Origin of the sequence: Stenotrophomonas sp. CFBP 13718 (assembly GCF_014842145.1) — a bacterium.
Classification (GTDB): Bacteria; Pseudomonadota; Gammaproteobacteria; order Xanthomonadales; family Xanthomonadaceae; genus Stenotrophomonas.
Genome location: NZ_JACYVC010000006.1, coordinates 218,613 through 242,797, shown reverse-complemented (window position 1 = coordinate 242,797; position 24,185 = coordinate 218,613). Strand labels below are relative to the sequence as shown.

Genomic DNA, 24,185 nt, shown 5'->3' with positions numbered 1-24,185 from the left:
TGGGTCGGCGCTACCGCGAACGCACCGATGCGTGACCTGACCCGCCGCTGCGCTCGCCGACCATGGGTCAGCGCTACCAATGGCCATGCCTCATCTACACTCCATCCTCTGCAACACAACACGGACGCTTCACCATGCACGGACTCACGCGCCTCCCCGCCCTGCTTGCTTGCCTGCTCATGCCTTTGGCAGGCCACGCCAAGACGGTCGATCAACGGTCGGCGGGCAACCTGCAGGCAACCCGCTCGCTGCCCTGCACCGCGCTGAAGGATGTCACCGCCAACGACTCGCCGGCCGACCTGATGGCCGCCATCCCCAGCTGCATCCAGGCCGGGCGCAATACCGACGGCGCGGACCTTTTCTCCATCGCCGGTGTGTTCGCCCACTTCGATACGCAACGCGTGGCAGACAGAACCGCACACGGTGCCTACGGCGCGCTCAAGATGAACCTGGTCGCCAGCTTCGAGTCTGCTGGAGACGGGCCGATGGCTGCGTTCAGCGCCGCGCTGCAGGACCGCATGGCCCACGCGGACGCGTACCAGAAAAGTCTATGCCTCCTCGCAGAGCGCCTGGGTCCTCCGCGCTACGCCCCCACCTACATGCTGAGCCACGGCATGTCGGCGTTCACCGGCAAGGACACCGGACTGGTGCCGGGATTCGATGCCGCCGCCGCATGGAAGATCACGCAGCAGGAGTACCTGAAGTGCGACGAGGTCGCGGCCGGCTGATGGATCTGCCCAGAAAAAACCCGGCTTTCGCCGGGTTTTTCATTTCTCAGCACACGCGTGCGATCACCAGATCACAACACGCTTGTCATCGGCACGCACCATCGGCTGCCCCGCCTTGCATTCGAATGCTGCCGCGAACGACGGCATGTTCGACGGCGCACCATTGGCGCGGAAGTTCGCCGGTGCGTGCGGATCGGTGTTCAACCGCACGCGCAGTTCGCCGTCGGTGAAGTTGCGACGCCACACGGTGGCCCAGTTCATGAAGAAGCGCTGGTCCTGGGTATAACCGTCCACCGGTGCGTTCTTCGACGGATCTTCCTTCAGCGCCATCTGCAGCGCGTCATAGGCCACGGTCAGGCCACCGAGATCGCCGATGTTCTCACCCAGGGTAAGCTTGCCCTTGACGTTCACGCCGGGCACGGCCTCATAGCCATCGAACTGCGCGACCAACTGGTCCGTCCGCTGGGTGAAGGCACTGCGGTCGGCGTCGGTCCACCAGTTGTCGAAGTTGCCGTTGGCCGCGAACTGGCTGCCGGAGTCATCATAGCCGTGCATCATTTCATGGCCGATCACCGCGCCGATGCCACCGTAGTTCAACGCCGGGTCTGCCTTGGCATCGAAGAACGGTGCCTGCAGGATCGCAGCGGGGAACACGATCTCGTTCTTGGTGGCGTTGTAGTACGCATTGACCGTCTGCGGGGTCATGCCCCACTCGGTCTTGTCGACCGGCTTGCCGATCTTGTCCAGCATGTAACGGTAGTTGTACGCGCGCGCCGCCTGCATGTTGCCGAGGAAGCTGTCACCGTTGGTCTGCAGGCCCGACCAGTCACGCCACTTGTCCGGGTAGCCGATCTTCGGGGTGAAGCTGGCCCACTTCTCCAGTGCCTTCCTGCGGGTGTCTTCACCCATCCATTCCAGCTTCTCCAGGCGGGCCTTGAGCGCTTCGGACAGGTTGTCCACCAGATGCTGCATCTGCTCCTTGCTCTCGACCGGGAACACCGCATCCACATACAACTGGCCCAGCGCTTCGCCCATGCCGTTGTTCACCGAATCCAGCACCCGCTTCCAGCGCGGCTGCATTTCCTGCTGGCCCCGCAACGTCTTGCCATAGAAGTCGAAGTTGGCCTTCTCCACGTTGCTGCTCAGATAGGGCGCGGCATCGTCGATGGTGTGGAAACGCAGGTAGGCCTGCCAGGTCGCAGCCGGCACATCGGCCAGCATCTTGTCGACCTCGGTGAAGAACTGCGGCTGGGCCAGCGAGAACTTATGCGCGGCCGGCACCTTGAGCGTGTCGAACAGTGCGGTCCAGCTGAAGTTCGGCGTCAGCTTGTCTGCATCGGCGGCACTGACCGGGTTGTAGCGCTTGGACGGATCACGCAGTTCGATGCGTGACAGCGAGGCGGCAGCCAAGCGGGTTTCAAACGCCAGCACGGCCTTGGCCTGCTCGGCCGCCTGCGCCGCGTCCACGCCGGACAGCGTCAGCACCTGGGTGATGTAGGCCACGTACGCATCGCGGATCTTCGCCTGCGATGCATCGGTGTAGTAGCCCTTCTCGGGCAGGCCCAGGCCACTCTGGCCGACATAGGCGATGACGTTCGCCGAATCCTTGTAATCGGCATTGGCCGACAACGAGAACAGCACGCCCTGCCCCTGCGCCTGGCTGTCGCGCAGGTACTGGGTGATGGTCGCGGTATCGTTCAGCGCGGCGATCTTGTCCAGCTGCGGCTGCAGCGGTGCCAGGCCGGCCGCATCGATCTTCGCTTCGTCGCTGCCGGTCTTCCAGATGTCACCGATCTTCGCTTCCACCGAGCCCGCCTTGGCATCGCTGTCGGCGGCCTGCTTGACCAGCGCGTGCTGCACTTCCAGCGAGCGCTCGCGCAGGATTTCGAAGCTCCCCCAGGTGGTCTGGTCACCCGGCACGGGATTGGCGGTAAGCCACTTCTGGTTCACGAACGCGTTCAGGTCCGTACACGCAGAAATGGCAGTATCCAGATCCGCGCTGTTGAGCGAAATCAGCGGCGTCTTGATCAGCGACGGGTCGAACGCCGACGTGCTGGCATCCGCCGTGGCAGTGGGCGCCGTCTCGGACTTGCCACAGGCAGCCAGCGATGCCGCGATGGCGACGGTCAGGCCCAGCGGGGCCAAGGTGCGCAACTTCATGGGACTCTCCAACGGGTAATCCCCGAGGGTAGCCCGGACATGCAGGACCGGGGACCGCCAAAGGTCACACCCGAATCCATCGGGGCGTGGGACACTGGGCTGGACCTCCCGATCAACTGGCCAGCGTGACCTTCATGACAGCACCCGACAGCAGCAAGGACCGCAAGGTGATCGACGACATCCAGCAGCACGGCTGGCATTGCCTGCATGTGCTGCCCGGTCCGGACGGTGAATCCGGGTTCTCTTATTCGATCGGATTCCAGGCGACCTACGGCGCGCCGGAAGTCATGGTCTTCGGCCTGCAGCGATCCAAGGCACAGGCGCTGCTTGGCGAATGCGCCACCCTGCTGGCCGCAGGGCACAAGATCCAGACCGACGTCGAAGACGGCGAGGTCCTCGATGGCGGTTACAAAGTGATCTTCCGCACCGTACGCGCGGACTGCCACGATGAATACCTGGCCACTGCCGTGCGCCATTGCGGCCCGCAGCCGCTGCAGGCGGTGGTGATGTTCCTGCCCGACAGCGCGCACCGCTTCGCGTGGCAGGCCGGGTATGACGATGCACAGGCCGATGAAGCGCTGGGCATCGTGCACGCCAACGCCCGGTAGTGCCGAGGGTAGAGTCGGCGCTATGCCGACGGTCATGCCGACCGTCATGCCGACGGTCATGCCGACGGTCATGCCGACAGTCATGCCGACGGTCATGCCGACGGTAGAGCCGACTTCAGTCGGCTTGATTAATGCAGCCGACTGAAGTCGGCTCTACCGGGCAACTAGCCGACTGAAGTCGGCTCTACCGGGCAACCAGCCGGCCGTTCGGCCGCCGCCGTTACTTCGCTTTGCCCTGGTTGGCCACGGCCTCGGCCGCCTTGCGTGCCGCTTCCGGGTCACCCAGGTAACGGAACGATTGCACGGTCAGGTCGTCGTTGAGCTCGAACAGCAACGGGATGCCGGTGGGAATGTTGAGTTCGAGGATCTGCTCGCGCGACACACCGTTGAGATACTTGTACAGCGCGCGCAGCGAATTGCCGTGCGCGGTGACCAGCACGGTCTTGCCGTCCTTCAACTGCGGTGCGATGGCATCGAACCAGTACGGCAGCACGCGGTCCAGCGTGGTCGCCAGCGACTCGGTGCCCGGCAGCGCATTGCGGTCCAGCGTGGCATACCGGCGGTCGTGGATCGGATGGCCCGGATCCTCAAGGTCCATCGGCGGCGGCGGGATGTCGTAGGAACGACGCCAGATCTTGACCTGCTCCTCGCCATGCTTGGCCGCGGTTTCCGCCTTGTCCAGGCCCTGCAGTCCGCCGTAGTGGCGCTCGTTCAAGCGCCAGCTCTTGCTGACCGGCAACCAGTCCTGGTCCATTTCGGCCAGGGCGCCCTGCAGCGTATGGATGGCCCGCTTGAGCACCGACGTGTGCGCCACATCGAACTGCAGGCCCTCCTCGCGCATCAGGCGACCAGCGGCGGCAGCCTCCTGGCGCCCCTTGTCCGTGAGTTCGACATCGACCCAACCGGTGAAACGGTTGTCCAGGTTCCACTGGCTCTGGCCGTGGCGCAACAGTACGAGTTTACGGGTCACTGCAGGGTCTCCAACATCGGGAAGGCAGGCCGATAGTGTAGCGCCGAGCCACGCTCGGCGGCATTGCCCCCGGTAGAGCCGACTTCAGTCGGCTGACAGCCCTCGGTAGAGCCGACTTCAGTCGGCTGGCAGCCCTCGGTAGAGCCGACTTCAGTCGGCTGACAGCCCTTGGTAGAGCCGACTTCAGTCGGCTGGTCCATCGCGAAACGCAGCCGACTGAAGTCGGCTCTACCACCACCACCACCACCACCACCAGCACCAGCACCACCACCACCACCACCACCACCGGCGTCAGTGGTGCACGTGACCGTGATGACCGTGGTCGTGCGCTTTTGCCGTCGGTCCGACCGCGCAGGCGTCGCCGCAGTGGTCAGCTTCCAGTTGCAACGTGACGTGGTCTATTCCGTGGCGTTCGTGCAACGCATCGGCCAGTTCCCTGCGTACCTGGTCGGTGTCCGCCCCTTCGGCCACCACCACGTGTGCGCTCAGCGCCGGGGTGCTCGACGCCAGCGCCCACACGTGCAGGTCGTGCACATCCACGACACCGGCGTGGCTGCACAGACTGCCTCGAACCTCAGACAGTACGATGCCCTTCGGCACACCCTCCAGCAGCACGTTTATCGCTTCGCGCATCAACACCCACGTGCGTGGCAGCACCCACAACCCGATCAGCACCGCCAGGATCGGATCGATGACTTTCCAGCCGGTCCAGCGGATCAGCAGCGCGCCAATGATCACCGCCACCGAGCCGAGCATGTCCGCCCACACTTCCAGGTAGGCCCCTTTCACATTCAGGCTCTCGCCGCTGCCCGCTTTCAGCAGGCGCATCGCAATGAGGTTCACCGCCAAGCCGATCGCCGCGATGACCAACATGCCGGTCGACGCGATCTCCTGCGGCTGGCGGAACCGTGCGATGGCCTCCCACAGGATGTATCCGGCCACGACAAACAGCATGCCGCCGTTGAACATCGCGCCGAGCGCTTCCAACCGGGCGTAACCATAGGTGCGTCGGGCATCGGGCGGCCGGCGACTCAAGCGCACTGCTACCAGCGCGATCATCAACGCCAGCGTATCGGTGGCCATGTGCGCAGCGTCGGACAGCAGCGCCAGACTGTTGGTGACAAACGCGCCGATCACCTCCACCAGCAGGAAGGCAGCCGTCAGGCCCAGTGCCCACCACAGCGGCTTCTCGTGGCGGATTTCGTTCGGAAGATGGTTGTGATCGTGTCCCATCGGGATCTCCAGTGCGATGCGTGCAGGCTACGCGCGCAGGGCGGTGGACACCATCACACGCGTTATAACATCGCGCCTGCGCGGCGCAGCGAACGGGCCGGCACGACGGGACACGACGCGGCCGGTCAACAGAGGGGCGCTTTGCAGCTTCCTGCATGGCAGCAGGACCTGCATGGGATCCAGCATTTCCTCACGCCACCGCTGGAGAAGCACCGCATGCCCCTGCACCATCACCTCGGTCCGCGCAGCCACGAGGACCGCCCCCTCCTGCCGACCGGCTGCAGTTTCGATGCGCCGGACTGGTACCTCATGGCCCGCTGCTGGTTCCCGGTGATGCGTAGCGAAGACCTGCGCGCCGCGCCCCAGGCCGCCCGGCTGCTGGACCAACCGCTGGTGCTGTACCGCGCGGCAGGGAGTGTCGTCGCAGCCGCCGATGCCTGTCCGCACCGGGGTGTGCCGCTGAGCATGGGCACGGCGGATCCGTGCGGCATCCGCTGCCGCTACCACGGCCTGCTGTTCGGCGCAGAGGGGCGCTGCCTGGATGTTCCCTGCCAGCCCGGCCACCCGGTGCAGGCGCAGTTGCACCTGCGCACCTATCCCACCGTCGAGCGCTATGGACTGTTATGGACCTGCCTGTGGCCACAGGAGGGCGTGCAGCCCGATATTCCCGTGATGCCTCACTGGGACGAAGCGGGCTTCCAGCAGGCCGTGTGTCCCTGCTACCCGATGGACTGCTTTGCAGGTCGCCAGCTTGAGGGCTTCATCGACGTGGCTCACCTGCCCTGGGTGCACGCGGACACCTTCGCCGATCCGGACCGGCGCGGTGTGCCGTCCTACGACGTGCATCACCGCAGCGATGGTTTCGCGATGGACTACGACAGCGACATGCCCAACTACCCCGTCGACTCGGGCCGCCGCGCCCCGGAAGGTCACGTGTGGCGACGGCACTTCGAGGTGCATCCTCCCTTCGCCGCGTCGCTGACCCTGCACTTTCCCGGCGCTGATCGTGCGGTGGTCATGAACATCGCCACGCCGGTATCGGCGCTGCGTACCCACCTGTTCTGCCCGGTGTCACGCAACTTCGACACGGATCGCCCGGCGGAAGAGATGATCGCATTCAACCTGCGCGTGTTCGACGAGGACAGGGCGCTGACGGAGGCACAGCGACCGCGCAACCTGCCGCTGGACGTCCGCGTCGAAGCACATACGCGTGCCGACCGCATCACCTTGGCGTATCGACGCAGGCTGCTGCAACTGGGCTACCGGCGGTTCTTCGCCGATGTCGCCTGAAGTCCCTGTCAGCTGCCGCGGTAGGTCGAATAACCGTAAGCGCTGAGCAACAGGGGGATGTGGTAATGCGGCAGCTTCCCGTCGACATCCACGGTCACCTGGACCTCCGGGTAGAACGTGGTTCCGCCGTGCTGCGTGTACCACGCACCGGTAAGAAAGGTGACCTGGTAGCGGCCGGGATCGAGCGCCTTGCCGGGCGGATACAGCGCGGCCACACGGCCGTCGACATCGGTGGTGCCGTTGCTGATCACCGCCCAGCGATCCCCTTCCGCCTTTGCCAGCACCACCTGCACCCCTTCAGCCGGCAAGCCGGTCTGCTGGTCCAGCACATGCACGCTCATCGGATTGCGCGAGGCCGCACTGACGCTGGCCACGGTGAACAAGGCCAACAGCAGCGCCGCGACCCGGATGATGTTCTTCTTCACGTTGGGTAACCTCTCCATCGGACGGTGCTGCATGGTGCGATGGGCACGCATGCAGCACTATCGGATCGGTCCTGATCCGCAACGCGTCGCGCGCGTCAGAGCCTGAAGCGCGCACCCACGGTGTAGGTCCGCTCCGGCGATGCGAAATCGCGCGGGAACCGTGGACTGCCGAAGTAGTTGCGGGTCGAGCCACCCAACAGGTTGGTTGCCTCGGCGAACACGGTGATGTGGTCATTGATGTCGTAGTTCAACGCCACGTCCAGCCAATCCTCGTCACCCTGGCGGATCTCGCTGGGCTGGTCACCGGAGCTGTTGAAACTGGTCGCATAGTCGGTGCGCCGGTTCCACGCCAGGCGCGCGGAGAAGCGGTCGTACTGATACATCAGTACCGCATTGAACGCGTGCTTGGACACGTTGGTCAGCGGCTGGACCTGTCCCGTCGGCGATTCGGCTTCAGCGCTGATGCGCGTGTAGTTCAGCTGCGTGCCGAAGCCGGACAGCCAACCCGGCAGGAAGTCATAGAACTGGCTGTAGCCCACCTCGAACCCTTTCAGCGTGCCCTCGCCGGTGTTGCGCGGCCGGGTAATGGAGTAGGTCGTTCCGCCGATGGTCTCGTCGTCCGCATAGCTCTGCACATAGCCATCCAGTTTGCGGTGGAAGCCTGCCACCGACAGCAACGAGCCCGGTTTGAAATACCACTCCAGCGACGCGTCCAGGTTCTTCGATTCCACCGCCTGCAGATCCGGATTGCCGCCGCTGCCACGCGCCGGCAGGCTGTCGGTGGATTCGAACAGGCTGAGCTGCGGATTGAGGTCGGCGAAGTTCGGCCGAGCAATCGTTTCACTACCCGAAAGGCGCAGGATCAGGTCCTCACGCAGCGAAAAGTTCGCGCTGGCGTTGGGCAGGTATTTTGTCTGGGTGGTGTCGATCTGGCTGGCACGGTCCACCCCATCCACCGTCCGCGTGCCGGCGAGCTGGGATTCCAGGCGCGTTGCGCGCACGCCGATGCGGCCGTCCACCGGAATGCTGCCCAGCGTGGTGCCCCAGTTGAGCTGCACATATGCCGCGTAATTGTCTTCGCGGGTGTCAAAGAACAGCGACGCCAGCTCCGCCGGCGCTTCCGGTGACTGCCCCATCACCTGCCGCACCTGTTCGGTCTGCTGCAGCAGATAGGCCGCGTTGGCGACTGCCCAACGGTCCGTGGAGAACGCGCGTGCACCGTCCAGCATGCCGCCCGGCGATACATCGGCCAGCCCAGGCACCTCGTTGGCGTACACGCGGCGGCCAGTCACGTTGTCCATCGCACCCGGACCGCCGCCATGGTTCGACGCCGTACGGCGGCTGACCCGGACGCCGGCATCCAGCGAACTGAACGGCCCGGCCTCGAACGCGAACGTGCTGTCGCCACGCCACGCCCATTCTTCGCCTTTCTGCTCATCCCAGCTGTCGTAGTACTGGCTCAAGTACCAGTTGGCCGGGTTGGTGACATCGTAGGGAGACCCGTCGGTCTGGGTCGCCCAGGTATCGGGCACACCGCCCGCATCCCGCATGTGCATCAACGGCGCGTCCATGCCCATGTCCAAGGTCATGGCACGGTGCTTGTTGGTGCTCCACGTGTAGGCCAGCTCGGTCGACAGGGTGACGTTCTCGTTGTTCCACTTTCCACCCAGTGCGGCCTGGAACGTATCCGATGTCTGTTTGTGCGCCTGCGTGCTGGACAGTGTGTAGAGATCACGGGCGACGAAGCCGTCCATGACGTCGGTCCCGGGTCGCAGGCTGACCGACTGCACATTGCCGGCGTTGACCAAGCCCGGGAACGGCATCCAGTAGTTGACATTGTTGCGGCCTTCGTAGTTCACGTAGAACGTGTCGAAGTAAACCTCGCTGTTGTCGGTCGGTGCCCACTGGAAGGTGAAGTTCGCCGAGCGGCGCTTGTGCGTGTTGCGCGCGACCAGCCCGCCTGCGTTGTAGGGCACGAAGATCTGCTGCGCAGGGTCAGCCGGATTCGCGACGCGGTCATACGTGCCGTGGAAACTGTTGCTTTCCTGATAAGGGCGTTGCTGCAGCGACACACTGCCCAGCACGCCCATTCGACCATGGCCACTGTCCCAGTTGTGCGCGGCCGTCAGGCTGCCGTTCGGCTTTGTCTCATCGGCCTGATCCCCTTGCACGGCACTGATGCTGCCCGCCAGTGTCGTGTCCTTGTCCAGATCAAAGGGCTTGCGCAGGTGCACGTCGATGGTGCCACCGATGCCGCCTTCGATGAACTTCGCGCTGCCGGTCTTGTAGACATCCACACTCTGCAGCAGGTCGGCCGGAATATCCTGCAGCGCGATGCCCCGGCCGCTGGCGGTGAACACATTGCGACCATCAAACGTGGTCACCACATCGGGCAGGCCGCGCACCAACACGGTACCGACCTCCGCGCCACCTCGCGCGACCTGGACGCCGGTCACCCGCTGCAACGCTGCGGCGACGCTGTTGTCCGGCAATTTGCCGATATCTTCGGCCACCACCGAGTCGCTGATTTCCGCCTTCGACTGCTTGGCGTCGACCGCGCCGGTCGCACTGCCACGCACGCCCCGGACCTGCACGGCATCCAGATCCTGCGCACCCGCGGCGGCAGGCGTCTGCCCCTCGGTGGAGGCCGGTGTCTGCGCCTGGGCGTGGGCGACGCTCACGATGCCGAAGATCATCGAAGGCAGCAGCGCGCGTCGCAGCAGGCGGTGCGTCGGACGGAAGCGGGGCGCAACGGGCAAGGGCGAGGATGACGTCATGCGGGCAAGGCCTTTCAATGCGTGCCGCGTAGCGAAGGCGCGCACCTGCCCTGCCCGCAGCGTCGGGCGCACAGGTCGATCAGAGGGGGCGCACGCAACGACGCTGCGGCGATATGGATACTGGTTGTGAGCCGATCACGACAGAATCGGTGGCGGCATTAGAGCAACCGGAAACTTAATTTTCCGTTCGCTGACGGTGAGGCAGTTGTTGTGCGTGCCGATGTGGATCGCTGCTCGCTCCCCTCTGTCGCGCAGGGGACGCGACCATCGCGTGCCGACGCGCTACGCTCTGCCCCTGTCATCAACCAAGGTCTCTCCATGAATTTCGGCAGCGACAATCAATCCGGTGTTTCCCCGCGGATCCTTGACGCGCTGGTACGTGCGTGCAGCGGCACCGCCGCACCTTACGGTACCGACACGTACACCCGACAAGCAGAGCAGAAAATCGCCGAACTGTTCGAGCACGATGTGCAGGTCTTCTTCGTCGCGACCGGGACCGCCGCCAACTGCCTGTCGCTCTCAGCACTGGCGCAGCCTTGGAATTCGATCCTGTGCCATGCGCAGGCGCACCTGATCAGCGACGAATCCACGGCGCCGGAATTTTTCACCGGCGGCGCACGGCTGCTTCCCATCGCAACCGACTCGGGCAAGATCACCCCTGCGGCCCTGCGCGACACCCTGCAGCGCCTGCCGGATGCGCCGCCGCACAGCGTCAGGCCATCTGCGCTGACGCTGACCCAGGCAACCGAGAACGGCCTGGTCTATACGCCCAGCGAACTGCAGGCACTGACCTCCCTCGCCCATGAGCACGGTCTGCAAGTGCACATGGATGGCGCCCGCTTTGCCAATGCAGTGGCCCATCTCGGCTGTACCCCGGCGGAACTTTCGGTGAAGGCCGGCATAGATGTGCTGTCGTTCGGGGCCTCGAAGGATGGCGCGCTGGCAGCCGAAGCGGTGGTGTTCTTCAACAGATCACTGGCCCGCGACTTCGATCTCCGCCGCAAGCGTGCGGGTCAGCTTGTGTCCAAGGGACGGCTGTTCGGCGCGCAGTTCAGCGCGTGGCTGCAGGACGGCCACTGGCTGGAACTGGCCCAGGCGGCGAACGAGCGCGCTGCCGCGCTTGCCACCCTCCTGCAGTCCCACCCTGCAGTGCGCATGGCGTGGCCAGTGCAGGTCAACGAGATCTTCGTGGTGATGCCCAAGACCCTGCTCGCCCACCTGCATGCCGCCGGCGTGCTGTGCTACGACTGGTATCCGGACAGCCTGCCGACCGGCTTCGTGCTGGGCGAAGACGAGCTGCCCGTGCGCTTCGTCACTGCGTGGTCCACGAGCAGCGAGGAACTGGACGCGTTCGCGGCCGCTCTGGCCGGATAAGGGACGGCGGCGCGCATGAAAAAACGGCAGCCCAGAGGGCTGCCGCTTGTTCGATTCAAAACAGGGCGCGCTGCAGGGGTTACCTGTATTCGCGCTCGCAGCGGCGCTCCACCACGCGGTCGCCGTTCTTCTGCTGCTGACGACCCTGGATGTTGCGCCCGGCCGCGCCGCCCGCCACCGCGCCAGCCACGGTGGCCAGCTTCTTGCCGTTGCCGCCGCCTACCTGATTGCCCAGCAGGCCGCCCACCACGGCACCGGTCGCGGTGCCGGCGATGCGATTGGAATCCTTGCTGTTGCGCTGCACTTCGACATTGCGGCAGACCACGCGGCTGCCATCGTCGAAGCGGCGTCCTTCATCGCGAGGACCGTAATTCTGCGCCGAGACCGCCGTGGAAAAGGCCATCAGGGCGCCAGCGCACAACAAGGGGATGGACATCTTCATGGAGGACTCCTGATACGGTTCGGTAACGTGCTGCCAGTCTTCGCCCCGCCGGTGCAAACCCGCGTGAATTCGCGTGCAGGCCGCGTGCACGGCAATAGTCCCATTCAGCTCGCGTCCAAGCTGGGCGTCACGGGAGCGTGTCCCCGCTTCTGGATCTGCCAGACAACGTGGCAGACTGGAAACATGAAAAAACACGACGACTTCGTCCGCGTGCGCGGCGCCCGCGAACACAACCTCAAGGACGTGGATGTCGATATTCCGCGCGATGCGCTGGTGGTGTTCTCCGGTGTATCCGGCTCGGGCAAATCCTCGTTGGCGTTCGGCACCTTGTACGCGGAAGCCCAACGTCGCTACTTCGAGTCGGTCGCTCCCTATGCGCGTCGACTCATTGATCAGGTCGGCGTGCCGGACGTCGACTCCATCGAAGGCTTGCCGCCTGCGGTAGCACTGCAGCAGCAACGCGGCACGGCCAGCGTAAGGTCATCGGTAGGCAGCGTGACCACCCTGTCGAGCCTGCTGCGCATGCTGTACTCGCGCGCAGGCAGCTATCCCGCGTCGCAGCCGATGCTGTATGCCGAGGATTTCTCGCCGAACACCGCGCAGGGCGCGTGCCCGGAGTGCCACGGACTCGGCCACGTCTACGCCGTGACCGAGGCCTCCATGGTGCCGGATCCTTCCTTGAGCATCCGCGAGCGCGCCATCGCCGCATGGCCGCCTGCCTGGCATGGCCAGAACCTGCGCGACATCCTGGTCACGTTGGGCTACGACGTCGATGTTCCCTGGCGCGACCTGCCGAAGAAACAGAGGGACTGGATACTGTTCACCGAAGAGCAGCCCGTGGTGCCGGTCTATCCCGGCTTTACGCCGGCGGAGACGCGCACCGCACTGCGTCGCAAGACCGAGCCGGCCTACATGGGCACCTTCAGCGGGGCCCGCCGCTATGTGCTGCATACCTTTGCCAGCACGCAGAGCGCGTTGATGAAAAAACGCGTCTCTCGCTACATGGTGGGCAGCGTCTGTCCTCTCTGCGATGGCCGTCGCCTCAAGCGCGAAGCGCTGTCGGTCACCTTCGCTGGACGGGATATCGGATCGCTGTCGCAGCTTTCGCTGGATCGCATGGCCGAGGTGCTGCGGCCTGCTTCAGAAGGCCGTTTCGAGTCGACCCGTGAAGCCGGAAAGGCCACGCTGAGCCGCAAGGCCTCTGGCAAGGCCACAGCGCGACGCGTTGCCGCGGGCGGCTCAGCGCACGCCGGTGGGTCCGATGTACGCCGCACGCCGGAGCTCAGCGAAGACAAGCGTATCGCCGCACAGCGCATCACGTACGACCTGCTGCAGCGCATCGCCACGCTGCAGGGGCTCGGCCTGGGCTACCTGTCGATGGATCGGGCCACGCCCACGCTGTCACCCGGCGAACTGCAGCGCCTGCGCCTGGCGACGCAGATCCGCTCCAACCTGTTCGGCGTGGTCTACGTGCTGGACGAACCGACGGCCGGGCTGCATCCGGCGGACAGCGCCGCGCTGCACGCATCGCTGGATGCGCTCAAGCAATCGGGCAACACGGTGTTCGTCGTCGAGCACGATCTGGAGATGATGCGGCGGGCGGACTGGCTGGTGGACGTGGGCCCGGATGCAGGCCAGCACGGCGGACGGATACTGCACAGCGGCCCGCCGGCCGGATTGGCGGCGGTCGAACAGTCGCGCACCGCGCGCTATCTCTTCAACCAGCAGCCGCCTGCGCCGCGTACCCCACGCACCGTAGCGGCCTGGCTGCAGCTCGAGGGGCTGCAGCGCAACAACCTGCAGGGGCTGTCCGCCCGCATCCCGCTGGGCGTGCTGACCGCCGTCACCGGCGTCTCCGGATCGGGCAAATCCAGCCTGGTAAGCCAAGCGCTGGTGGAACTGGTCGGGCTGCAGCTGGGACATGAGCCGCAGGTCGAAGAAAGCGAGGGGGACGATCCGCGCCCGAACCTGCTGGTTCAGTCCGCCGGACGTATTGCCAGCGGCGGCGAAGGTATCCGGCGGCTGGTGAACGTTGACCAGAAGCCGATCGGCCGTACACCACGCTCCAACCTGGCCACCTATACCGGGCTGTTCGACCACGTGCGCAAGCTGTTCGCCGCCACCCGGCAGGCACGCGCGCGCCGTTACGACGCCGGGCGCTTTTCGTTCAACGTGGCAAAGGGCCGCTGTGACACTTGTGAAGGCGAAGGCTTCACCAGCGTCGAGCTGTTGTTCATGCCCAGCGTCTACGCGCCCTGCCCCACGTGTCACGGTGCGCGCTACAACGCCAAGACGCTCGAAGTCACCTGGGAAGGCCGCACCATCGCCGAGGTGCTGGACATGACCGTCGACGACGCCCTGGCTTTCTTCGATCAGCAGCCCGCCGTGCACAAACCGCTGGCGCTGCTGCAGGCGATCGGGCTGGGCTACCTCCGGTTGGGTCAGCCGGCAACCGAGCTGTCCGGCGGCGAGGCGCAACGGATCAAACTGGCGACGGAACTGCAGCGCGCGCAGCGCGGCAACACGCTGTACGTACTGGACGAACCGACCACGGGGCTGCATCCGTCCGACGTGGACAAGCTGATGGTGCAGCTGCACGGGTTGGTCGATGCGGGCAACACCGTGGTCACCGTTGAACATGACATGCGCGTGGTGGCCGATGCGGATTGGGTGATCGACATGGGGCCGGGCGCCGGTGAGCGCGGCGGAAAGATCATCAGCGAAGGCACACCGCGGCACGTGGCAAAGGCCAAGGACAGCATCACCGCCCCGTTCCTGAAGGCCACACTCGACCGCACTTCGTAGGCCCGAGCCGCGCTCGGCGGGGGACCGACCAACACCCCAGGGCCTACCGACCCCGCTCCACCAACGCATTCGCGCGTCGCATCAATTCTGCGGCGGCGAACGGTTTGGCGAGGACCTCCATCCCGTCTTCCAGGTGCCCCGCCCCCACTGCCGCAGTGGCCACATAGCCCGTGATGAACAACACCGGCAGGCCCGGGCGGCACTGCCGTCCGGCATCGGCCACCTGACGCCCGTTCAACGGGCCGGTCAACCCCACATCCGTCACCAGCAGATCAATCGCCTCCACCGAGCGCAGCATGTCCACAGCCGGAGGGCCCTCCGATGCTTCCAGCACCCGGTAGCCCGCCGACACCAGCACCTCGCTGACCAGTACCCGCACTGCGGTCTCATCTTCCACCAGCAACACGGTGCGCAAGGGACGGCCCTGCAGGGCGCGCTCTGCCGTCTCCACCGGTGCGATGCCTGCCGGCTGCACATCACCCACCAACTGCGGCAGGTAGAGATGCATCGTGGTGCCCTCGCCCGGCCGGGAATCCACCCGCACCTGGCCACCGGACTGGCGGGTGAACCCATAGATCATCGACAACCCCAGGCCCGTGCCCTGCCCGATCGGCTTGGTCGTGAAGAACGGCTCGAACACTTTCTCGACCACCTCCGGCTCCATGCCGGTGCCGCTGTCCTGCACCGACAGGCGCACGTACGGGCCGGGCGGCACCTCCAGCGCGGCAGCCTCCACCGCTGCCAGATCCATGGCCTCGCTGGTGATGGCCAGCGTGCCGCCGGCGGGCATGGCATCCCGCGCATTGATGCACAGGTTCAACAGCGCATTCTCCAGCTGCGGTCCGTCCACCTGCACCGCGGCGCCGCCATCGTGGAAACGGGTGCGGATGGCGATGGAAGGCCCCAACGAGCGCGAAATGATCTCCAGCATGCCCTGCACCATCGTCTCCATCACCACCGCCGTCGGGGCCAGGGTCTGCCGACGGGAGAACGCCAGCAGGCGCTGGGTCAGCGCTGCGGCGCGGTCTGCACCGGAGCGCGCCATCTCGACATAACGGCCAAGGTCATCGAAGCGGCCCTGGGCGACGCGCATCTCCAACAGCTCGAGCCCCATCGAGACCGCAGTGAGCAGGTTGTTGAAGTCATGGGCGATGCCACCGGTCAGCTGGCCCACCGCCTCCATCTTCTGGCTCTGGCGCAGTTTCTCCTCGGTCATCAGCAATTCGGCGCTGCGGTCGCGCACGCGCTCTTCCAAGGTAATGGTCAACTGCTGCAGGCGCTCCTCCGCCTCGCGTTTCTCGGTGACGTCGGTTGCCGTACCGAACCATTCGCTGACGTTGCCATCGGCATCCAGCATCGGCACCACGCGCATCAGCACCCAGCGATGGCTGCCCTTGTTCAGCGGCGTACGGTGGTGGATCTCCAACGGCTTCTTCTCTGAACTCGCCTTCGCGATTTCGGCGGCCAGCAGTGCATGGTCATCGGGATGGACGAACGCCTCTCGCCAGTTCCAGTCCGGCGGCAGCAAGCGCACCGTTTCGCCCTGGCGCAGTATCTGCCGACGTTCCGTCCAGTCGGCCGACAGCGCATACAACACCTGGGATGATGCGCCGACCAATGCACCCAGTCGCCGCTCGCTGTCGGCCAACGCATTGATGGCGGCGCGCTCGGCACTGCGATCACGCAGCACGATGACAAACCCATGCGCCGTACCGTCCTCGTCCCGCAGCACGGTCATCGCGCCCTGCGCCGAGAACGTTTCGCCCGACCTGCGCAGGAACGGTCGCTCGCCGGTCAGTCCCCCCTCGGCCAGCGCGACGCGCATGCCGTGCTGGAAACGCTTGGCGCGGCGATCCACCTCGTTGTACAGCCGCTCCGGGGTCTGCCCCAGCATCTCTTCTTCTGTCCAGCCCAACGTACGCCGCGCACCCTCGTTCCACAACGTGATGCGCCCCTGCAGATCCATCGCGAAGATGGCGTAGTCCATCGCGCTGTCCATGATCTGCCGGTGGAGGGATTCGCTGGACCTCAGACTCCGCTGCAGGTCGACCTGCGACGTTACGTCCAGCCCCTGCACGAATATGCCAAGCGGGGCGCCCTGCGCATCCTTGACCGGCTGGAACACGATATCGAGCAGGCGTTTGTCGCCCAGTCTGCCGTCTACCGAGAGGGGCGCGTAAGAGACTTCGGTGCCGATGTAGGTTTCGCCGGTACGGTATACCTCGTCCAGCAACGGCAGGTAGCCTTGGTCGATGGCTTCCGGCACTGCGTCGACCAACCGCTGCCCGATCAGATCGCGATGGCCGACCAGCTCGGTATAGCGCGGGTTGGCCAGTTCAATCCGGTGCTCGGGCCCGTTGAGGAAGACCATGAACATCGGCGACTTCTCGAACAGCGCGATCAGGCGCTCGTTCTCGTGCGCCAGCCGTTGCTGCGCGACCACGATCTGCGTGACCTCGCGCGTCACGCAGAACACGCCCTCTATGCATCCTTCGTCGTCATGGATGGGCGAAAACGAGAAAGTCCACCAGGTATCTTCCGGTTCGCCCTGGCGGTTCATCTGCACCGGCACGCTGTCAAAGCGTGAGCCCTCACCCGCCAACGCCTGTTCGATCGGCACGCGCACCGCGTCCCATGCATCGGCCCACACTGCGCGCAGCGGCTTTCCCATGGCCCCGGCAAGGCGCGGACCCAGGATAGGGCTGTACGCATCATTGAACAGGAACGTCAGATCCTCACCCCAGGCGATGTACATGCTTTCCGGCGAAGACAGCATCAGGCTGGTGGCCTGGCGAAGCGCAGCCGGCCACTGCGGCGGCGGCCCGATGGCCGTGTCGGCCCAGTCCCGCGCACGGATCTGCGCCGCCGCCGGGCCATCGTGGAAAGGGAACGTGCGGGGGGTGACGCTGGAGGAAAACGAGATGGACAACCTGCGTACGCCACAGCCTTAATGGTGGCAATTTATTCCAGCCGCGCGAAGAACATGTCAACGTCCACCCCGCCCAGGAGGCCCAGATGACCGACCGCTTCATCATCGAAGGATCCCGCATCACCGACATACCGGCACTGTATGCCGAGCTCAACCGGGTGTTCATGGAAGACGAAGACTGGACGTTGGGCGCCAGCCTCGATGCGCTGGACGACCTGCTGTACGGCGGCTACGGGAAGCTGCTGGGCATGGAGCACGCCACGGTGGTGTGGCGGGACATGGACATCAGCAGGGCCTCTCTCGGCCTTGAAGCCACCCGCGAATGGCTGCAGCAGAAACTCGCGCTACCCGGTTTTTCGACCACCCGCATAAAGCAGCAACTGCAGGCGCTGGAAGACGGCACCGGTCAGACCTATTTCGACATCGTGCTGGAAATATTCGCCGCCCACCCGAATATCCACCTGCAACCCAGCCGGTAGAGCCGACTTCAGTCGGCTGCCCATCCACACCCAACCACATCCCTGGTAGAGCCGACTTCAGTCGGCTGCTCAAACACGCCCCTGGTAGAGCCGACTTCAGTCGGCTGCTCAAACACGCCCCTGGTAGAGCCGACTTCAGTCGGCTGCATATCGGCGAAGCCGACTGAAGTCGGCTCTACCCTCCGCCGGTTACACTCGGTCCTGCACCGTCAGAGGAAACAACACACGATGATCTGCTGGTCCTGCAACCACTGTGGCGCCGCCGTTCCGCAGGAATCCGACGTCTGCGGCACCTGCGGATTCGATTCCACCGCACCGCTGGCTGCGCATCCCGGTGCTTACGCGCCCGAGCGCTGCCTGCGCTGCGCATCGCCCATGCAGTTCGCCGGCACCCTGCAACTGCATGAAGGCACGCGCATGTGGCCTCTCCTGCTGGGTAACATCGGTGAGCTGCTGGTCAACCGAAAGCGCTTCGAATCGTTTCTCTGCACGGGCTGCGGCAAGGTGGAGTTCTTCATGCCGCCCGAACCGGACGCGACCCCGTAGCGGGAATGGGACTGCGCGGGGCGATGGGACGGTGTGGGGACGATGGGACTGGGTCGGGCGATGGGACTGTGTCGGGGCGATGGGACGGTGTGGGGGCGGTGACGGGGTCGGGCGATCGGACGGTGTGGGGGTGGTAGAGCCGACTTCAGTCGGCTGATCTTCAACCAGCCGACTGAAGTCGGCTCTACCTCGGCCTTGGTCCAAAGCAGCCGACTGAAGTCGGCTCTACCTCCGCCTTGGTCCAAAGCAGCCGACTGAAGTCGGCTCTACCATGCGGCTCCACCACGCGGTTCTACCGGCCTGCATGCGTTACGGGTCGGTTTTGCTCGGTCCGGGCAGCAGATACTTCAAGCCCAACGTGAACCCACGCGGGGCGACCGTCAGGTGGTCTTCATCGTTCAACACATCCAGCCTCAGCTTCAGTGACGGATACTTGCGCGCGCGCAACGTGCGCTCCATCCGGCGGGCATCCTCCACCATGTCATCGTCCTGCAGGTAGCGCGGGTCACCGACCTTCTTGGCCTCGTACGCGCCGATGTAGAAATACACAGTGGCCGGCATGTCACGCAGCGTCTGCGCAGACTCCCGCTCCATGCGGTCCATGACGTGGTCGTCGTACCAGTAAGAGGGGCTGCCGAGCACGTAGCCGGAGAAAAGCGCGGGATCACTGAACAGGATCTGCGTACCCAGCAGCGCCCCGTAGGAGTGCCCCAGGAACAGCCGACGCGTTTCATCCGTTCGGAAACGCTGCGCGACGAAGGGCAGCACCTGGTCCCGCAGATAGGCGGCGTGTGCGGCACCACCGCCATGCACCGCACCATCCGGCGCATCGGCCGCGCCCAGCGCCGTGGGCGTGTAGTCGCGACGCCGGCTGGTCGTGCCCTCTTCGCCTACCGCGTAGGACACGCCCACCAGAATGAATTCCTGCACCGAACTGCCCAGCCGCCTGCCCACCTGGCGCAGGACCGGGAAGGCATAGTCGGCGTCGGTGACATACAGCACGGGGTAACGGCGTGCAGGGTCCTTCGCATACGACGCCGGCAGGTTGACGAACACCTGGTACCCGCGGCCCGACACCGGATCGGGCACGTCCCACACCTCGCTGCCAACGATCTCATACGGCTGCCCCTGGCCCCGCTGCGCGACCGGCACGGATGCCGATGCCGATCCGCATCCCACAAGAAAAACCGCCAGCACGGCAGTCAACACCATGTTCATCCCGCTATCTCCGATGCGTCTGAATCCAAAAGCAGGGACGATTCCCTTTCGGCAGGCGAAAGAGCGCCGACGCCTGCGCGTGCAGCCTTACAGCGCGCTGCCGATGCGGTCCAGCACCGGCGATGCGGACATGTCATTCGGATTGGTTCCCGGTGCACCCTGTGGAACCTCCATACCTTTGCTCTTGTAGAAATCCACCCAGTACGACGATATCTCGCCCGTCTGCAGGTTCTTGAAGTTCATCGGCTGGGTAGCGAACACGTGCTGTGCACGAAACGCGCGCTCGATGAAATCAGAACAGTAGTAACTGCCTTCGTCCTGCACATAGGTGAAGTTGTACGGCTTGCCCAGCAACGTACGCGCACGTGCGATGGCCGCCGGGATCGCCGTGCGCGCTTCGCCTTTCAAACGGTAGACGATGACCTGTCGATGTTTGGCCCGCGCATCGGCGAGGAAGCTGTCCAGGTGCTGCGCGCGGGAACCTTTCTCGTCCGCGTGCAGCACCACCTCGCCCTCCTCCTCGTGCGCGACCAGTGCAACGTGGTCGTAACTCGCCGCCCCCTGTTTGCCGGTGGCATCGTGGATGGCCCCGCTGAGCCCGGTACGGGCGGCGGTGACGAACAGCAGATCGCCGTTCTGCGGCTGCACCGGCGCGGCCTGGGCCGACAGCACGGGCGCAACCAGCATGACGAGGAAAAGCAGCAGGCTTGGCATGAACACTCACGGGGGCTGGGGGCAAGACGGTGATGATGCCATGTCGCAAACGGCGGGGTGCAGCCGACGGTGGCGCAGGCCCGTGCACTCCCCTGTATCAGATCGGATGCGCGGCCCTACCCCGCAGGTTACGTCCCGACAGGGGTGGTGGCGCCACATCACAGCTTTACTCATGGACGAAAGCGCGTTCCGCTGTCCACGATGGCCCTGCTGACGCGGCAACACGTCAGTCGGGATTGGCGTCCCGTGTTGAACACTTCATCTGACTCTGTTCTGCCCCTCGGGGCACGGCGGAGAATGCATCGTTCTGCCGGTCACACGGTGGGCGCTGCGTGGGGATCCTTACCCGATCCGCCGGTCTTTGAAGTGTTCCCCGGTACGCCAACCCGCATCGCCCGCCACCCTGCGCCTTGACGCAGGGGGCGTCCCCGCCTGCGAGGTCCGCCGATGCCACCCTATTCCCTCTGCCCCGATCCGCTGTCGGCAGCCGCGCAAAGCCGGCTGCAGGGGTTGGCCGCCCTTCTGGAAATCCTGCATGCCGCACACATCGCCCAGCGCGACGGAGACGTCGATGGCACGCTCAGCGAGCACCTGCAGGAGGGCCTGATCGTAGCGGCCAGGCAGCTCGTGCGCGCGTCGTCGGCTACCGACTGGTGCGCGCCCTGATTCGTGCCCCGGCTAGTCCTTCGGGTACACCGCCAGCACCTCACAGCCCGGCCGCGCAAAGCGGGGCGTGCTGGCGCGCAGGTCACCGATGATGCCCGACGGCGTCATCACGATGCGGTCGCCCGGGTTGCCGCAGATCAGACCGTTCTGGAAGCCGGACTGAAAGTCCACCGACTGTGCGCCGGCAAGAATGCTGCAGGACCCGCCCAGCTCCACACGGTAGTAACGCACGCCGCCGTTGCGGCGTGGATTGGTTTCAACCACCACACCCTGCGGATCTTCATTCCAGCTGCGTACGTGGCGGGTGGCAAAGCAGAAATCGGGCGTGCCTTGGAACGTATGCCGCGCACTGCGGCGTGCGCCCTGGGCATCCCCATCGCCGGTCACCGTGATGCCCGGCAGGGTAGCGGCGAACTGACGGCTGCTTTCACGCGCAGCCTCAGCGAAATCCCGGTTGTCCATCACCGTCACCGCACTGATGCCGCAGTTCCGCCCATCCACGACAACCTGCTCGCTGGGGCGGCCGCAGGCCCAGCCCGCCGGTGCATCCAGCCGCACTTGGCTGGCTTCGTTGATGCCCGGGCATCCCGCCCCGCTGAAATCAAGCCGATACGCCTGCCCATTGCCGCCGCGCACCGCGATGGACTCCGCGCTGGCCTGTTCTACCTGACGGATATCGCGCGCATCCAGGCAGTGGGAGGCCGGCGGCACCCGGTCGGCGGGGCCCTGCTGGGCAAGAACCACGCCCGGGACCAGCCCGGCCATGGCAAGGGAAACAAGGCGTAGGGTCCTGATCACGATGCTGTCCTTGCACGGGGATGGGTCGAACCTAGCATGCACCCTGTAGACGGAACATTGCCGCCAGATTACCGCCGCCCCGCCGTGCACGCAGTCGGCACAGCCCGTTGCCGATGATGGGCCTCCCCACCGGTTCCCCCACCATGGCCAAGCCCTCCGGCTCCCGTCTCGTCATCTATGCCGCCCTCGCCGGCAACCTCGCCATCGCCATCGCCAAGTTCGTCGCCGCCGGTATATCGGGCAGCTCGGCCATGGTCAGCGAGGGTGTGCACTCGCTGGTCGACACCATCAACGAGGTGCTCCTGCTGTACGGACTGCGCCGCGCAGAGCGCAAGCCGGATGCGGCCCACCCCTTCGGCCACGGTCGCGAGCTGTATTTCTGGAGTTTCATCGTGGCCCTGCTGGTGTTCGCGGCCGGTGCAGGCGTATCGGCCTACGAAGGCATCCAGCACATCCGCCATCCGGAGCCGGCCACGAACCACACCGTGAGCTATGTGGTGCTGGGCGTCTCCATGGTGTTCGAAGGCGCTTCGTGGTGGATCGCGCTGCGCGAGTTCCGCGCTACGAAGGGCAGCATGGGCTACTTCGAAGCGTTCCGGCGCAGCAAGGACCCCACCACGTTCACCGTCCTGCTGGAAGACAGCGCCGCCCTGCTCGGGCTCTTCTTTGCGATGGCCGGCCTGCTGGCCGCGCAGGTGCTGGACATGCCCGTCCTGGATGGCGTGGCGTCGCTGTGCATCGCCGGCGTGCTGGCGCTCACGGCCTTCCTGCTCGCCCGTGAAACCAAGGGTCTGCTCGTCGGCGAACCGGCGCACCCGCACGTGGCCGAACGCATCATGGCCGTAGCCAACGCCGATCCTGACCTGCGCCACGCCAACGGCCTGAGCACCATGCAGATGGGGCCCAATCAAGTCGTGGCGATGCTGAGCGCGGAGTTCGAAGATGATTGCACCACGCCGGAAATCGAGGCCTGCATCGCGCGCATCGAGACTACGGTGAGAAGCGAGTATCCGGAGCTGACGGCCCTGTTCATCAAGCCGCAGACGCCGGAAACCTATCGGGCACGACGTGCCGCGATGCTGGCCGGTCCCGCACCGGCGGAATGACGGACGCCGGCTTGGCACGCCCCGCCGTTCGCGGCACCATGACGCTATCCACTCGAGAGACTGCTGATGTACCTGGAACGTTTCTTCGGCACGGGCGGCAGCCCGCATCCCTGCGCGGGCTGCCAGGGTGACAACCGACTGGATTTCGACGTCCGCATGGCCTTCCAGCCCATCGTGGATGCCCGCGACGAATCCATCTTCGGCTACGAGGCGCTGGTGCGCTCGATGGACGGCGGCAGTGCGGCGGATGTCATCGCCCAGGTGCACCCGGAGCAGTTGTACCGTTTCGACCAGACCTGCCGGGTCAAGGCCATCGAAACCGCCTCGCGCCTCGGGCTGCGTGAGCGGCTGTCGATCAACTTTTTTCCCAACGCCGTGTATGAGCCGGCCACCTGCATCCGCCTCACCTTGAGCGCTGCGCAGGCCTGCGGATTCCCGACCGAAAAACTGATTTTCGAGACCACCGAAGCCGAGCAGATGCGCGACCGCCTGCACATCACCCGCATCTTCCGCGACTACCGCGCCCGCGGGTTCCTGACCGCGATCGATGACTTCGGCGCCGGTTATGCCGGGCTGACCCTGCTCGCCGATTTCCAGCCGGATCTGTTGAAACTGGACATGGCACTGATCCGTGGCATCGACACCGACCCGGTGCGCCAAGCCATTGTCAGGGGGGTCGTGGACATCGGCACGTCGGTCGGCTCGACGGTCCTGGCCGAGGGCGTGGAGACCGTGGCGGAGTACCAGTTCCTGCGTTCGCTGGGCATCGCGTTGTACCAAGGCTACCTGTTCGGGAAGCCGCAACTGGAGGCACTGGGCAGCGTCGATGCCGCGCTCTGGAAACAACTGCGCCTGCCTGCCACGGCATCGGAGTGATGGCACCCGTGTGCGCGAAGCAGCGCGCGCAACCCGCATCG

At 65.4% G+C, this 24,185-nt stretch carries 20 protein-coding genes; 10 read left to right on the top strand and 10 right to left on the bottom strand.

The window, feature by feature from the left end:
• Positions 1–179 precede the first annotated feature (179 nt).
• Positions 180–728 carry a hypothetical protein gene (locus tag IFT58_RS12065; protein WP_192095171.1) on the top strand — a complete coding sequence of 183 codons (549 nt, stop codon included), beginning with the start codon at positions 180–182 and terminating at the stop codon, positions 726–728.
• 63 nt (positions 729–791) lie between these two features.
• Here the strand turns inward: IFT58_RS12065 and IFT58_RS12060 are convergent, their stop codons facing one another.
• The gene (locus IFT58_RS12060) at positions 792–2,888 is read right to left on the bottom strand and encodes a M13 family metallopeptidase (protein ID WP_192095169.1); all 2,097 of its coding nucleotides are present in this window, start codon (positions 2,886–2,888) and stop codon (positions 792–794) included.
• A 134-nt stretch (positions 2,889–3,022) separates the two neighbouring features.
• On the opposite strand from IFT58_RS12060, the gene IFT58_RS12055 reads away from it, so the two are divergent.
• Complete coding sequence (locus IFT58_RS12055; RefSeq protein ID WP_192081789.1) at positions 3,023–3,496, top strand: DUF4262 domain-containing protein; 474 nt, start codon at positions 3,023–3,025, stop codon at positions 3,494–3,496.
• Positions 3,497–3,716: 220 nt separating this feature from the next.
• On the opposite strand, the gene gpmA is transcribed toward IFT58_RS12055, so the two are convergent.
• Both gpmA and IFT58_RS12045 read right to left on the bottom strand, forming a co-directional pair.
• The gene (gene gpmA, locus IFT58_RS12050; RefSeq protein ID WP_188326572.1) at positions 3,717–4,466 is read right to left on the bottom strand and encodes a 2,3-diphosphoglycerate-dependent phosphoglycerate mutase; all 750 of its coding nucleotides are present in this window, start codon (positions 4,464–4,466) and stop codon (positions 3,717–3,719) included.
• A gap of 291 nt (positions 4,467–4,757) precedes the next feature.
• Complete coding sequence (locus tag IFT58_RS12045; protein ID WP_192081742.1) at positions 4,758–5,699, bottom strand: cation diffusion facilitator family transporter; 942 nt, start codon at positions 5,697–5,699, stop codon at positions 4,758–4,760.
• Positions 5,700–5,915: 216 nt separating this feature from the next.
• Here IFT58_RS12045 and IFT58_RS12040 point away from each other — a divergent pair, with 216 nt between their 5' ends.
• The gene (locus IFT58_RS12040) at positions 5,916–6,989 is read left to right on the top strand and encodes a Rieske 2Fe-2S domain-containing protein (RefSeq protein ID WP_192095168.1); all 1,074 of its coding nucleotides are present in this window, start codon (positions 5,916–5,918) and stop codon (positions 6,987–6,989) included.
• 8 nt (positions 6,990–6,997) lie between these two features.
• Here IFT58_RS12040 and uraH read toward each other — a convergent pair whose 3' ends face one another.
• Together uraH and IFT58_RS12030 are read right to left on the bottom strand one after the other, a co-directional pair.
• Positions 6,998–7,465: a hydroxyisourate hydrolase gene (gene uraH, locus IFT58_RS12035; RefSeq protein WP_197974119.1), complete on the bottom strand. Its 468-nt coding sequence runs from the start codon at positions 7,463–7,465 to the stop codon at positions 6,998–7,000.
• A 44-nt stretch (positions 7,466–7,509) separates the two neighbouring features.
• A complete protein-coding gene (locus IFT58_RS12030) occupies positions 7,510–10,110 on the bottom strand; it encodes a TonB-dependent receptor (protein WP_192095197.1) in 2,601 nt (866 codons plus the stop codon).
• Between the two features lie 399 nt (positions 10,111–10,509).
• On the opposite strand from IFT58_RS12030, the gene IFT58_RS12025 reads away from it, so the two are divergent.
• On the top strand, positions 10,510–11,565 hold the full coding sequence (locus IFT58_RS12025) for a beta-eliminating lyase-related protein (protein ID WP_192095165.1): 1,056 nt from the start codon (positions 10,510–10,512) through the stop codon (positions 11,563–11,565).
• Positions 11,566–11,644: 79 nt separating this feature from the next.
• On the opposite strand, the gene IFT58_RS12020 is transcribed toward IFT58_RS12025, so the two are convergent.
• A complete protein-coding gene (locus IFT58_RS12020) occupies positions 11,645–12,007 on the bottom strand; it encodes a glycine zipper 2TM domain-containing protein (RefSeq protein WP_192095163.1) in 363 nt (120 codons plus the stop codon).
• Between the two features lie 183 nt (positions 12,008–12,190).
• Here IFT58_RS12020 and IFT58_RS12015 point away from each other — a divergent pair, with 183 nt between their 5' ends.
• The gene (locus IFT58_RS12015) at positions 12,191–14,812 is read left to right on the top strand and encodes an excinuclease ABC subunit UvrA (protein WP_192095161.1); all 2,622 of its coding nucleotides are present in this window, start codon (positions 12,191–12,193) and stop codon (positions 14,810–14,812) included.
• Between the two features lie 43 nt (positions 14,813–14,855).
• Here the strand turns inward: IFT58_RS12015 and IFT58_RS12010 are convergent, their stop codons facing one another.
• Positions 14,856–17,567: a PAS domain-containing protein gene (locus tag IFT58_RS12010; RefSeq protein ID WP_249405691.1), complete on the bottom strand. Its 2,712-nt coding sequence runs from the start codon at positions 17,565–17,567 to the stop codon at positions 14,856–14,858.
• Positions 17,568–17,827: 260 nt separating this feature from the next.
• Here IFT58_RS12010 and IFT58_RS12005 point away from each other — a divergent pair, with 260 nt between their 5' ends.
• Together IFT58_RS12005 and IFT58_RS12000 are read left to right on the top strand one after the other, a co-directional pair.
• Positions 17,828–18,220, top strand: coding sequence for a barstar family protein (locus tag IFT58_RS12005; protein ID WP_192095159.1), 393 nt, complete (start codon positions 17,828–17,830; stop codon positions 18,218–18,220).
• A 228-nt stretch (positions 18,221–18,448) separates the two neighbouring features.
• The gene (locus IFT58_RS12000; RefSeq protein ID WP_192095158.1) at positions 18,449–18,766 is read left to right on the top strand and encodes a hypothetical protein; all 318 of its coding nucleotides are present in this window, start codon (positions 18,449–18,451) and stop codon (positions 18,764–18,766) included.
• A 309-nt stretch (positions 18,767–19,075) separates the two neighbouring features.
• On the opposite strand, the gene IFT58_RS11995 is transcribed toward IFT58_RS12000, so the two are convergent.
• Together IFT58_RS11995 and IFT58_RS11990 are read right to left on the bottom strand one after the other, a co-directional pair.
• A complete protein-coding gene (locus tag IFT58_RS11995) occupies positions 19,076–19,984 on the bottom strand; it encodes an alpha/beta hydrolase-fold protein (protein WP_192095156.1) in 909 nt (302 codons plus the stop codon).
• Between the two features lie 87 nt (positions 19,985–20,071).
• Positions 20,072–20,698 (bottom strand): YiiX/YebB-like N1pC/P60 family cysteine hydrolase, encoded by a 627-nt coding sequence (locus IFT58_RS11990; RefSeq protein WP_192081735.1) that lies wholly within the window; start codon positions 20,696–20,698, stop codon positions 20,072–20,074.
• A gap of 447 nt (positions 20,699–21,145) precedes the next feature.
• On the opposite strand from IFT58_RS11990, the gene IFT58_RS11985 reads away from it, so the two are divergent.
• The gene (locus tag IFT58_RS11985) at positions 21,146–21,364 is read left to right on the top strand and encodes a hypothetical protein (protein ID WP_192081734.1); all 219 of its coding nucleotides are present in this window, start codon (positions 21,146–21,148) and stop codon (positions 21,362–21,364) included.
• 12 nt (positions 21,365–21,376) lie between these two features.
• Here the strand turns inward: IFT58_RS11985 and IFT58_RS11980 are convergent, their stop codons facing one another.
• Positions 21,377–22,162, bottom strand: coding sequence for a DUF6491 family protein (locus tag IFT58_RS11980; protein WP_342029560.1), 786 nt, complete (start codon positions 22,160–22,162; stop codon positions 21,377–21,379).
• Between the two features lie 143 nt (positions 22,163–22,305).
• Here IFT58_RS11980 and IFT58_RS11975 point away from each other — a divergent pair, with 143 nt between their 5' ends.
• On the top strand, positions 22,306–23,268 hold the full coding sequence (locus IFT58_RS11975; RefSeq protein WP_188326563.1) for a cation diffusion facilitator family transporter: 963 nt from the start codon (positions 22,306–22,308) through the stop codon (positions 23,266–23,268).
• A 156-nt stretch (positions 23,269–23,424) separates the two neighbouring features.
• On the top strand, positions 23,425–24,144 hold the full coding sequence (locus tag IFT58_RS11970; protein ID WP_197974616.1) for an EAL domain-containing protein: 720 nt from the start codon (positions 23,425–23,427) through the stop codon (positions 24,142–24,144).
• Positions 24,145–24,185 lie beyond the last annotated feature (41 nt).

Coding starts and splice junctions, on each gene's coding strand:
- IFT58_RS12065 (WP_192095171.1), top strand. CDS start 180: ATGCCTTTGGCAGGCCACGCCAAGACGGTCGATCAACGGTCGGCGGGC.
- IFT58_RS12060 (WP_192095169.1), bottom strand. CDS start 2,888: ATGAAGTTGCGCACCTTGGCCCCGCTGGGCCTGACCGTCGCCATCGCG.
- IFT58_RS12055 (WP_192081789.1), top strand. CDS start 3,023: ATGACAGCACCCGACAGCAGCAAGGACCGCAAGGTGATCGACGACATC.
- IFT58_RS12045 (WP_192081742.1), bottom strand. CDS start 5,699: ATGGGACACGATCACAACCATCTTCCGAACGAAATCCGCCACGAGAAG.
- IFT58_RS12040 (WP_192095168.1), top strand. CDS start 5,916: ATGCCCCTGCACCATCACCTCGGTCCGCGCAGCCACGAGGACCGCCCC.
- uraH (WP_197974119.1), bottom strand. CDS start 7,465: ATGCGTGCCCATCGCACCATGCAGCACCGTCCGATGGAGAGGTTACCC.
- IFT58_RS12030 (WP_192095197.1), bottom strand. CDS start 10,110: ATGATCTTCGGCATCGTGAGCGTCGCCCACGCCCAGGCGCAGACACCG.
- IFT58_RS12025 (WP_192095165.1), top strand. CDS start 10,510: ATGAATTTCGGCAGCGACAATCAATCCGGTGTTTCCCCGCGGATCCTT.
- IFT58_RS12020 (WP_192095163.1), bottom strand. CDS start 12,007: ATGAAGATGTCCATCCCCTTGTTGTGCGCTGGCGCCCTGATGGCCTTT.
- IFT58_RS12015 (WP_192095161.1), top strand. CDS start 12,191: ATGAAAAAACACGACGACTTCGTCCGCGTGCGCGGCGCCCGCGAACAC.
- IFT58_RS12010 (WP_249405691.1), bottom strand. CDS start 17,567: ATGTACATCGCCTGGGGTGAGGATCTGACGTTCCTGTTCAATGATGCG.
- IFT58_RS12005 (WP_192095159.1), top strand. CDS start 17,828: ATGACCGACCGCTTCATCATCGAAGGATCCCGCATCACCGACATACCG.
- IFT58_RS12000 (WP_192095158.1), top strand. CDS start 18,449: ATGATCTGCTGGTCCTGCAACCACTGTGGCGCCGCCGTTCCGCAGGAA.
- IFT58_RS11995 (WP_192095156.1), bottom strand. CDS start 19,984: ATGAACATGGTGTTGACTGCCGTGCTGGCGGTTTTTCTTGTGGGATGC.
- IFT58_RS11990 (WP_192081735.1), bottom strand. CDS start 20,698: ATGCCAAGCCTGCTGCTTTTCCTCGTCATGCTGGTTGCGCCCGTGCTG.
- IFT58_RS11985 (WP_192081734.1), top strand. CDS start 21,146: ATGCCACCCTATTCCCTCTGCCCCGATCCGCTGTCGGCAGCCGCGCAA.
- IFT58_RS11975 (WP_188326563.1), top strand. CDS start 22,306: ATGGCCAAGCCCTCCGGCTCCCGTCTCGTCATCTATGCCGCCCTCGCC.
- IFT58_RS11970 (WP_197974616.1), top strand. CDS start 23,425: ATGGCCTTCCAGCCCATCGTGGATGCCCGCGACGAATCCATCTTCGGC.